The following is an 11,141-nucleotide window of genomic DNA, read 5'->3' on the forward strand; positions in this document are numbered from 1 at the left end:
ATTTCCACATTGTTTGAAGTGGTATCGTGTTCGGTAGCTTCGTTAATGGCGATTAATGCCAATTCAATAGCTCCGTCCAAGGTTATTTCATCATCATATTTCTCTTCAAAAATTTCCATTGCAGCAGCTCTTCCTGAACCGATTGCGGTTGCCTTATATTCAATCAAAGCTCCACTTGGGTCAGTTTCGAACAGTTTGCATTTTCCATTATAAACTCCACCAATGATTAAAGCAGACCCGAATGGCCTTACTCCACCATTTTGAGTATATAACTGTAACATGTCACATAATTTTTTAGATAAACTATCGACTCTAATAGGTTCGCTATAGGTTATTTTATTAATTTGGGCTTCCACTCTGGCTCTTTCCACCAAAGCTCTTGCATCTGCTACAAGACCGGAAGTGGCTGCTCCGATATGTTCATCTATTTTAAATATCTTTTCGATAGATGACGCTTCAACCAAACTTGAAGTGGTTCTTTTGTCAACAGCTAAAATAATTCCTTCAGAACTTTTTACACCTATAGAAGTAGTTCCTCTTTTTACAGCTTCTCTTGCATATTCGACTTGGAAAAGTCTTCCATCTGGGCTAAATACAGTAATAGCTCTATCATATCCAGCATTTTGTAAAGGTTGCATAATATTACCTCACATATCTAACAAATTTTATAAATATTAAAAATTTTAATTCAACTACGTCAAAAAATATTATTCAAAATCAAAACCAAATCTCCATGAAAAGGCAAATTTTAATTTTAATCACTACTCTCGTAGTTTATTAAAATATTTTTATTATTCTTTTTCCATAAATCCAATTGTTATTTATAATAATATTAATTTATAAAGTTTTCTATTTTAAACTTACAAAAAGTAATTAAATGTATCTTTGTGCTGCTTTGATGGTGCCTGAAAGGCCGATGGTTGTAATTGAAATTCTGGACCCGTTATATCTATTCGCCAGAGCAAGTGCTGAGCGAACATCATCAACAAATCCTCTTTGACATCTGACAATAGCCTTATAAGAATAGTATCCATCTTGCTTTTCAAATTCAAAAAATTTCATGACCCATAAATTAAAATTTGCAGTGTTTGCTTCTCCCTGAAAACGAACGCAGGCATCCCAAATGATAGTGACAAGGTCATCCTTTGAAATTGGAGAAGTGATTTTGATTTCAATGACCAGATATCTGTTGTTTTTTCTAAGTGTAGGTGGAAGGACTTTAAGCCTCATCGACAACCCTCCTGACGCCTTTAAAAATCATATTTTTCCTGTCCTTATTGAATTCCAGAATATCATGGGCAGTACTGAACGACTTTTCAATTTCGGGAACTGTCAATCCTGTCTGCTTGAAAACTGCAATGAAATCATGAGTAGTCCTTATATCAAAAACCGATTCCGCACGGCTTGACAAGACCAACGGAAAATCAAATTTTCTATATAATGTATAGATGTCTTTAAAATTGGAAATCACCTTTGACCTGTGGGAGAGATAGCTTCTTAAAATATCATTGAAGCACAATTCGACAGCAACATTATTCCTTAATGCTTCCTTTGCCAAAACGTGATTAAGACCACTGTCAAATCTTTTCAGATACGGTCTTGACAATACATCAATCTGTATATTTTCAACGACTGCACGATTAACCTTCAAATCGCCTCCAACAACAGAGATGCATGATGCATTATTCCTGAACTTGCGAGCAATCTTTCTAATGTCATTGATGTTTGTTGATTTAATTTCCAAGGTAAAGTCAAAAGAGATTTCATCATTTAAACTGTCTTCCATCTCCTGCCTGAACTCCAGTGCATTTTTAAAAGTATCTTGATTATATGAAAAATTAATGTGCTCCCATCCGTATTTGGAAGCTTCAATAGCCAAATCTAAATTATTATCCAAGCTACTTCCCTTAATATTTAAATCAAAAAACATAGTAAATACTTTATTCTTTATTTATATTAATAATTTGTTAAAAAATGAAAAAAAGTGATTGAAAAATCACTATTGATACTTATAGAATTCAACTTCCCAGCTTACAGTTTCGTAATAGTCTATTGTGAAGGTCTCGCTTGATGATGAAGTATATGAAAATGAATCAGATCTTGTTTCAACATCACTATGTGAGCCCCAATCGACACCACCGGACTGGCCATTGGAACCTGTGACATACAAGTGGTTTGTGGCGTAGTTTTTAATAGGATACGCTGATAATTTCACCATGATTTCACCGGATGGAACTTCAATTGTCTGTGAACCGGAACCTGATCCGGAATAACTGCCAATTGAAACCCATGATTTGGATTCCGTTGCCTTGGTGGATGAACTTTGAGAGGATGAAACAGTAGTTGTCTCTTCATCGCCGCTCGAATCGTCATCTGACTGAACTGATTTTGAGGATGAACTGTTTTGGGAGCTATCACCCGATTGAGCTGAATCATTAGAATTCATTGTTCCCATGAAATAACCCAGACAAGCAACAAGAATTATGATAACAATTACTAGAGCAATGATTGCATATTTGGTGCTATTAGAATTTTGCACTTTGGTTTCAGGAACTGCTACGTCATTTAATGATGCTCCACATTTTGTACAGAATTTAGCTGTATTCTTATTTTCAAATCCGCAGTTGTTGCATTTCATATTATCAGACTAAAATTAATCACTATTATTAATTTTTAGAATAAGTTATAAATAAATTACTAAGATTTCAAAGCATAATTGCATATTTATCAAATAAGTGTTTAATACAGTAATATTACGATAATAACATGTTACAAAACATTTATAGTATAACTAATAAAATATTCAAATATGTCAGACCCAAACGATGAGCTTTTGAAACTATCTTCATTTATTCGAATTTCCAAATATAGGGAAAAAACATTAAAATCCATCGGAGATGAAGTTAAAATTCCAACCCATATCGCAAAAGATAGTGGAATTAGAACTAACCATATTTCAAAAGTTCTAAGTGAATTGAAAAGCAAAGAAATGGTTGAATGTATAAACGAAGAAGCACGCAAAGGCAGATTATACAGATTAACTGATACAGGCAGAGAGGTATTAGATTTCATTAATGACCTAGAGAAAAAGAGAGAATCCGATTAATTTATTTCAATACCTTTTTTTATATCCTCTAATTTTTCTCTAACATCTTCTTTCGATGCTTCTTTAAAAACATCGAATAAAATCTGCAATAAAGTTTTATTTTTTAAACCCAACGGCAAGGAATCATTAGTTTCTTTCAATATTGATTCATAAGTGGGCGGATTTAAATCCTTCCTATATTGAATTTTTATTTCCTGCCTCAAATCATCCCCAATATATTTTTCCAGATAGGTTATGATTTCATTAGCAAAAGTATTTCCAAAAATTATCATCATATCTACCGATTCCCTGTCAATGTCAGTGGTATCCACCAGCACATTGAACGAACCGTAATTCTGAAAGCCATATGGGATGAACCTTCCCTCAACAGTGTGGGCACAATATTCGTTCATGATTTTAAATTCGGGAAATGTCAGGAAATACCAAACAAAACTCTGCAATGTTGAAGAAGTTTTAACCATAAATATTCGGCACAACAAACTCTCAACAATGTTGAATAAGAAATAATGGGCCAATTCATGAATAACAGTTGCAATCTGAACCGAATCATCCAGACGGTCATCATAATAAATGCAATTTCCAAGGAAAATATATCCCCTTTCATATCCCCTGGCTTTTGGCTTGCATTCTGTGAATATGCTTGCAAAATTCAAGATTTTATTTTTTATATTGTCCCCTTCAATTTCAAAATAGTCTGCCCTGACAAAAAGAGTTGACACCAAATTCAAATATTCAAGGTCGCTTATTTGTGCATTCAACAATAAATCACGATTATAATCAGCGAACAATGTATCAAAATCATCAATAGCAATCGGGTTGATTTGCTTTTGACATTTAACGCAATAGGTGGCATAATCAAGGTTGGATTTGCCGCAATAAGGACAAACATGTTCCATTATCAATTTATTGCCGCAATGAGTGCAATACTTATTTTCTTTAAAATTCAATGTTCCACACAGATCACACATTTTCAATAACATCACTACCTGAAAATACCTTTAAGAGATTTTACAGTATTATTTATAGAGTTTTTTCGAATTAACGTTATTTTAATATTTCTACCGCAGTTATGACAATAATCACTACCCCATTCCAAAACTTCACCGCATGAACAAATTATCCTGGTTTTTATGGTTTTTTGAGGATTTAAAGGCCTGTCACATTTCTGACAAAATTTAGAACCTGCAGGATTTTTTTCACCGCAAACACAAACTATGACTGAATTTTCCTTATTCAAATTAGTTCCGCATTCAATGCAAAAGTCCGAAGTCGCTTCGTTAATTGTAGAACAGGTGCATAAAATAAATACATCGTTGGATTTACCATAATTACTCAATGGAAGGCCGCAATTTTTACAAAACTGTGCATTCTTTTCATTTTCTTCACCGCAAAAGCAAAAAACGGAATCTGTAAACTCCAAATTAAAATTACTGTAATTATCATTAAACGCCTTGTTGTCGGGGTGCAGTTGCTTACCGCACATTTCACAGTATTCGTTTTCCCGTGAATTGACCGCACCGCATTCGCACAAGATATTATCCATAAAGTATGAAGGTTTGGATTTATTTTTAAAAAGTCTTGAAAATCTGCCTTGGGATTTTTTAGCACCACACATGTTGCAATATTCATCAGTCACTTCATTTAAATAACCACAAGCACATATCTCATATTTAAAATCCTCTTTAGCGCTCTCGATATATGGTGAAAAGTCAATGTCCAAATTAAAAAATCCAATATCATGAATCGGAGGGATTAAAACATTATTGACCTTGCCTGCTAAATTACCTGTTTTACTACCGCAATTTGTGCAATGGGACTCATTAGGCAATATCCTATGACCACAATTCCAACAATAATTTTCAAGATGCATTTTTCTGATTTATTTTTTGGATAAAGATTGAATTTCCTCAACTACTTTGTATAATACCTCTTCACCGAGTCCTTCAATGTATTTAATGGAACCTGCACACTCATGGCCTCCACCGTCGATACCTGCTGAAGGGACCCTTTCAATCATTGTGGCAACAATATCATTTACATTAAAACCGAATTCTTCATTAACGGCATCTGTTGCTCTAAATACTCCAAAATCAGGACCATGACCTAATGTTACAATAGGCTTGTCTTCTCCCAATTCTTTAATTACGTGGTCATGGACAAATCCACAGGTTTTTCCGGGAGCAGGGAATGTAAACTTATGGGCATATTTTTCAACATCAATAAGATTGAAGTAAATTCCGTTTTCAAGCTGTGTTCTTTTGATGTTTGGAAGAGCTGCCTTGAGTTGGGTATCGATTCTCTTCTGATACTCTTTATATAATGCATCAATCATCTTTTGATGCTTGTCGATATTATCAACTGCTAAAATAGTGTCCATTATCCCTCTGCCGTTCATGAACCTTAAGAAATACGCTTCAAAATCAACACATTCTGCAATTTTAGCCAGATGCTCTTTTGTGAACCCTTTTTCACTAGCCAATTGCAGATATTGGTAAACTTCACCGCATTCTGCACGGTCCCCTAATGCTGCAACGGCAGGCAGATGTTTGATTAAATCCTTAACGGAAGGATTTATTATGTGTGCCACCTCAGTTGCCAATGCTCCGGCAGTAAGCTGTGAATCTCCACCTACAAGGTATGGGTTAACATGGCAATCGACATATTCATCCACAGCAACAGTCGCTCCATAAATTTCACCGTCTTCCACATCCTTGCTCAGTAATTCTCCAGGAGAGTGGTGATCTATTACAACAACTTCAATATCATAAATTTTAGCCTGCATCAATGCTACAATATCCTCTTCGGTAGAACCATTATCCAAAAGAACGATTAGAGGTAATTTCTGACCATGTCTTTCCTGGTCTTCAAGAGCAAATGACAAATCCTTTACAACATCCTCAAGCTCATAAAATGGTGCTTTACTTGGTGAACGCTTAAAGTAATAATATTGAGCGTCATTGCTTGGATTTATCTCTTCAATCAGCGGAACCAATGCTTTTTCCATTGCAACACCTGCACAGATACCATCCGCATCATTGTGGTGTCTGAGAAGAATTGTCCTGCCATCAAGGATTGCCCTCCTGATTCTTCTGGCAGCTTCCCTCATCTTCGGTTTAAGTCTGTTTAAAACATCACTTTTGACCAAGAAATCAACATCTGCAGGTTCAGCTCTTTTGTTTAATGCCTTGTCTATTAAAGCATGTAGTTTCTTAGTATTTTCTTCACTAAGTTTTGCCATTGAAGATGACTCGATTTGTGTTTTTCCACTGTGTTCATTGACTTCACCGACAACCTGCACTGCATCACCAAGTTCGATTTCAGGATATGATCTTTCACCTGCCTTGTCAAATGCGGCAATTTCTGTAGTTCCACTTTCGTCACTGATAATAAATATTGTAGGTCCGGAAGTTTGCTGGATTTGTTGAACTTCCCCATCGATTCTGACAATTTTACCTTTTTTCTCATCCAATTGATTAATGAGAGTTCTTGGAATTGATTTTGTTAATCTGATTAATCTGTATTTATCAACATAAGCTGGCGCCAAGTCTATCTTGTTTTCCCTTGATTTTATTGCAGTGATGAATACAATAACATCATCACCCACTTTATAATCGGAGACATCTCCTCTCATAAGCCCCCAAACATTATTGTTTAATGTTACAAATGCACCATATCTTTCCACTCTGGTAATCTTTCCTTTGTATAATTTGTCTTTATCCATATCGCGCATATTACACATGGCATCCAGGACATAAACATCACGTACTTGATTTTGACGAGCCACATATTCATCATGTTTCATTTTCTCTACCTTTCTTTTTTCCATACAATCGGAGCACACATCCTCTTCTTCACCAATCAACGCTCCACAATCTCTGCATACATTAATTTGACCTGTTCCATTACAATAAGGACAATCCTCAAATACTTCAACCTGTCCTTTTCCGTTACAGACTTCACATGGAATGTCTTCATCTCCACCTAAATCAAATTTGTCTCTTGCTTTGCTATTGACTCCTTTAAAATGACTTCCCACATCAAACAAGTCATCTTCATAACCTGTTCCTCCACAGGCATCACATTCCTTATGGTCCACAACCACTGAACCAATTCCTTTACATTTTGGACATTTAGTTTTCAAACCTAAAACCTCTTTATATGCTAAATTTCTGTTTGAATAAATCTGAATTATTACTAACAATTAAATCTCTTTGATTTTGGTACTCTTTTGCCTGATTCATCATATCATTGGCTTCATAACCATAATTGGTACCAGTATAATTTGATTCAATTTCAAAACATTCGATAGCTTCCTTCAACAAATCAACAGCCTGAAGCTTAAACTGAACTTCCTGAATAACAGTGTTGATATAGTTCTGATGAACGCTGTTTACATCTGCTGAGAAGTCGCTTTGAATTTCAAGCAGCTTTGATAAACTTCGATTATAATTATCCCCTGCAGATTCCGCTTTTTCCATCGAATCATAAAAATATTTGCTGTTTGTTAATTCCACTGCCTCATTGTAGTCGCTATCCCCCTTGACAATACCATCGCTAATCTCATGCATTGATTTGTTCATATTATCAGTAGAACTGTCAACAAAAAGGATAGCTGTTGAAATAAGAAGCAGAACTACAACAAAAATTATTAATTTAATATAACTAGACACGATATATTTTATATAAAAACAAGTAATTAAAATTTTTCATGACAAAAAATAAATAAAAAAAAAGAAGTTTAAAAATTAATTTTAAACTTATTCGCTGGACCAGAGTCCGTGTTGATTACAGAATGCTAATGCTTTTACATCATCAGTAGAGTTGACGGTGAATGTAGCTTCTGCAACATCTCCAGGTTTGAAGCATTTTGCGTATTGTTCTCCGCCAGCTTCAATGATTAAAAATTGGATGTAATGATCATCATCCATTGGGTGAGCAGCTTCACCGACTTTAGCGGTTACTTTGTCACCATCGATTTCAACTACAGGTTTGTGTTTAGGTGATTTTTCACCTTCAGTTTGGACAGGGAATTCAAGCATGTGGTCAGTACATACTTTTTCATCGCCTTCAGCTAAAACTTGGATAATACTTCCACAGTCATCACATTTTAATATTTTTGCCATAATAAAACATCTCCTTATATTAGGTTAAATATAATTTATTTGACAAAGTATTTATTATTATTGATTGTTTTCATAATAGTTTTCGATAGCTGCCTGAAGCCCGTCTGCTGCAAGGTTTGAACAGTGCATCTTAATTGGTGGAAGTCCATCCAATTCTTCTGCAACATCATTTCTTGAGATTTTCAAGGCTTCCTCTAAAGTTTTTCCGACGGCTATTTCTGTAATCATACTGCTTGTTGCAATGGCTGCTCCGCAACCGAAAGTCTGGAAAGAGATATCTTCAATAACTTCATCTTCATTAACCTTAATGTAAATTGTCATCAGGTCCCCACAGGTTGGGTTTCCAACAGTACCAACACCATTGGCATCTTCCATCATTCTACAGTTTCTAGGGTTTGCAAAGTGATCCATAACTTTTTCTGAATAATCCATAATTAACACTTCCTACAGTTGTCTTCATGTTTTCTACACATTATATTATCGTAATCCAGCTCCTGATTCCATAAAGGAGACATCTGTCTTAATCTTTTGACTGCTTCTGCAACAGTATTGACAAATTCATCCACATCAAAAGCATCGCTTTCCGGTGCCAGGGAAATTCTTAAAGAACCATGAACATCAACAGGGTCAAGACCTAAAGCAGTCAATACAGGTGATGCTTCAAGAGTATTTGATGAACATGCAGAACCTGTTGAAGCCTGATAACCTTTAGCATCCAATAGAAGAATCAAAGATTCTCCTTCAATAGCTTTGAATCTGAAGTTGACAAGGTTCGGCAATCTGTTTTCTTGATCACCATTTAGGTATGCTTCAGGAATTGTGCTTAACACCTTATCGATTAACTCATCACGAATTGAGGATAATTTTTCATAATGCTCTTCCAATTGCTGGCTGGCCAGTTCACATGCTTTTCCAAATCCTACAATTCCAGGGACATTTTCAGTTCCGCCTCTGATTCCTTTTTCCTGTCCTCCTCCATGAATGAGAGGTACAACACGAGTTCCTTTTCTGATGTATAATGCTCCAACACCCTTTGGACCATTGATTTTATGTGAAGATAAAGCAAGTAAATCAATATTTAATTTCTCAACATCCACATCAATTTTACCGAAACTTTGCACTGCGTCGACATGGAACTTGATTCCTTTTTCACGTGCAATTTTACCAATCTCTTCAATTGGCTGGATTGTACCGATTTCATTGTTAGCATGCATTACACTGATTAAAATGGTTTCATCAGTAATTGCTTCTTTTAAATCTTCGATTTCAATTATACCGTTTTCATTAACCGGCAAGTATGTTACCTTAAAATCAAGAGATTCCAAAAATCCCAAAGTATTTTTAACAGCAGGGTGTTCAATATTGGTTGTAATAATATGTTTACCTTTTTTAGCCAATTTAAAAGCTATTCCCTTAATTGCAAGGTTATCAGATTCTGATCCTCCGCTTGTGAAATAAATTTCTTCAGGTTTTGCATTGATTGCATCGGCCACCCTTTGGCGAGCCAAATCCAACGCCTTTTTTGATTCACGACCAATTCCATAAAGAGTGGAAGGGTTTCCGAACTCTTCAGTGAAATACGGTTTCATTTCGTTGAAAACTTCCTCACTAACTTGAGTAGTTGCTGAGTTATCTAAATACATTTCTTTATCTCCCAATTGTTTTTTAAAAATATAAAAAATTATAATATAAATATTTTAAGTGATTAGACAGTAACTAGATACTGTCTAAAGCCTGACTTAAATCCTCAATTAAATCATCAACATCTTCAAGACCTATTGAAAGCCTGATGAAGTCAGGTGTGACACCGGTAGCTTCCTGCTCTTCAGGAGTCAATTGCTGATGAGTTGTACTTGCAGGATGGATTGCGAGGCTTTTTGCATCACCAATGTTTGCAAGAATGGAGAACAGTTCTAGTTTTTCGATTACTTTTCTTCCAGCCTCTTCGCCGCCTTCAACACCGAAACCTAAAATACCTGCAAAGTTATCTTTCAAGTATTTTTTGTTGATTTCATATGTTGGATGTGATTCCAATCCAGGATAGTTTACCCATTTGACTTTTGGATGTGCTTCAAGGAACTTTGCAACTTTAAGAGCATTTTCTGAATGTCTTTTTACACGTACATCCAAGCTTTCAAGTCCTTGCAGGAATATGAAGCTGTGCACAGGTGCCTGTGTTGCACCGAGGTCTCTTAAGAGTCTTGCTCTTGCTCTTACTGTAAATGCAATGTTTCCAAGTTCAGGAACATCACCGAATGCATCCCAAAATACCAATCCATGGTAACTTGGGTCCGGTTTTGTGAAATTGTTGAATTTACCATTTCCCCAGTTGAATTTACCTGAATCCACAATGTATCCTCCAACAGCAGTACCGTGGCCTCCGACATATTTGGTGGCTGATGCAGCAATTACATCAGCGCCATGTTCAAGAGGTCTGACTAAACCAACGCCGACAGTGTTGTCCACAATCAATGGAATATCATGTGAGTGTGCGATTTCTGCAAGTGCTTCGAAATCCGGCACATCCAATTTAGGGTTTCCGATTGATTCAACATAAATTGCCTTGGTCTTTTCATCAATTGCATTTTCGAAAGCATCCAAATCCTGTGAGTCTACAAACTTAACATCTCTTGCGAGATCCTTGAAAGTGTAGTTGAACAGTTGGTATGTTCCACCGTAAAGGTTGTCTGCTGAAACAATGTTGTCTCCAGGCTCGGTTACATTCAATATTGCATATGAAATTGCTGCAAGACCACTTGATGTTGAAATACCGGAGTTACCACCTTCGATAGCAGCAATCCTTGCTTCAAATACATCACTGGTAGGGTTTGTTAATCTGGAGTAAATCTGTCCAAATTCTTGAAGGGCGAATCTTCTTGCAGCCTCATCTGAGTCTTTAAATACATATGAAG

At 35.8% G+C, this 11,141-nt stretch carries 13 protein-coding genes; 1 reads left to right on the plus strand and 12 read right to left on the minus strand.

Going from position 1 to position 11,141, the window contains the following annotated elements:
• The 4 genes from psmA to Q0W26_RS09670 form a co-directional block, all read right to left on the minus strand.
• A partial coding sequence (psmA, locus tag Q0W26_RS09655) for an archaeal proteasome endopeptidase complex subunit alpha (protein ID WP_298524523.1) occupies positions 1-638 on the minus strand: 638 nt, incomplete at its 3' end.
• A 235-nt stretch (positions 639-873) separates the two neighbouring features.
• Complete coding sequence (locus Q0W26_RS09660) at positions 874-1,230, minus strand: Rpp14/Pop5 family protein (RefSeq protein WP_298524526.1); 357 nt, start codon at positions 1,228-1,230, stop codon at positions 874-876.
• The gene (locus Q0W26_RS09665) at positions 1,220-1,930 is read right to left on the minus strand and encodes a ribonuclease P protein component 3 (RefSeq protein ID WP_298524529.1); all 711 of its coding nucleotides are present in this window, start codon (positions 1,928-1,930) and stop codon (positions 1,220-1,222) included. The genes Q0W26_RS09660 and Q0W26_RS09665 overlap by 11 nt, the downstream gene beginning before the upstream one ends.
• 69 nt (positions 1,931-1,999) lie before the next feature.
• Positions 2,000-2,638, minus strand: coding sequence for a zinc ribbon domain-containing protein (locus Q0W26_RS09670; protein ID WP_298524532.1), 639 nt, complete (start codon positions 2,636-2,638; stop codon positions 2,000-2,002).
• 171 nt (positions 2,639-2,809) lie between these two features.
• Here Q0W26_RS09670 and Q0W26_RS09675 point away from each other — a divergent pair, with 171 nt between their 5' ends.
• A complete protein-coding gene (locus Q0W26_RS09675; RefSeq protein ID WP_298524535.1) occupies positions 2,810-3,106 on the plus strand; it encodes a winged helix-turn-helix domain-containing protein in 297 nt (98 codons plus the stop codon).
• Here the strand turns inward: Q0W26_RS09675 and Q0W26_RS09680 are convergent.
• The 8 genes from Q0W26_RS09680 to Q0W26_RS09715 form a co-directional block, all read right to left on the minus strand.
• A complete protein-coding gene (locus Q0W26_RS09680) occupies positions 3,103-4,086 on the minus strand; it encodes a zinc ribbon domain-containing protein (RefSeq protein WP_342765347.1) in 984 nt (327 codons plus the stop codon). The two genes, Q0W26_RS09675 and Q0W26_RS09680, sit on opposite strands and share 4 nt — an antisense overlap.
• Positions 4,087-4,088: 2 nt before the next feature.
• The gene (locus Q0W26_RS09685) at positions 4,089-4,976 is read right to left on the minus strand and encodes a zinc-ribbon domain-containing protein (protein ID WP_342765346.1); all 888 of its coding nucleotides are present in this window, start codon (positions 4,974-4,976) and stop codon (positions 4,089-4,091) included.
• Between the two features lie 9 nt (positions 4,977-4,985).
• Positions 4,986-7,247, minus strand: a complete 2,262-nt coding sequence (locus Q0W26_RS09690) for a DHH family phosphoesterase (protein ID WP_298524555.1) — start codon at positions 7,245-7,247, stop codon at positions 4,986-4,988.
• 13 nt (positions 7,248-7,260) lie between these two features.
• The gene (locus tag Q0W26_RS09695; RefSeq protein WP_298524544.1) at positions 7,261-7,686 is read right to left on the minus strand and encodes a hypothetical protein; all 426 of its coding nucleotides are present in this window, start codon (positions 7,684-7,686) and stop codon (positions 7,261-7,263) included.
• Between the two features lie 177 nt (positions 7,687-7,863).
• Complete coding sequence (locus tag Q0W26_RS09700; protein ID WP_298524548.1) at positions 7,864-8,229, minus strand: desulfoferrodoxin family protein; 366 nt, start codon at positions 8,227-8,229, stop codon at positions 7,864-7,866.
• Positions 8,230-8,286: 57 nt separating this feature from the next.
• Positions 8,287-8,661 carry a Fe-S cluster assembly scaffold protein NifU gene (gene nifU / locus Q0W26_RS09705; RefSeq protein ID WP_292741905.1) on the minus strand — a complete coding sequence of 125 codons (375 nt, stop codon included), beginning with the start codon at positions 8,659-8,661 and terminating at the stop codon, positions 8,287-8,289.
• A gap of 2 nt (positions 8,662-8,663) precedes the next feature.
• Positions 8,664-9,872 (minus strand): cysteine desulfurase NifS, encoded by a 1,209-nt coding sequence (nifS, locus tag Q0W26_RS09710; RefSeq protein ID WP_298524551.1) that lies wholly within the window; start codon positions 9,870-9,872, stop codon positions 8,664-8,666.
• A 73-nt stretch (positions 9,873-9,945) separates the two neighbouring features.
• Positions 9,946-11,141: O-acetylhomoserine aminocarboxypropyltransferase/cysteine synthase family protein (locus Q0W26_RS09715; protein ID WP_298524553.1), on the minus strand; the 1,196-nt coding region annotated here is incomplete at its 5' end.

It is taken from the genome of uncultured Methanobrevibacter sp. (assembly GCF_947169325.1).
GTDB lineage: Archaea > Methanobacteriota > Methanobacteria > Methanobacteriales > Methanobacteriaceae > Methanocatella.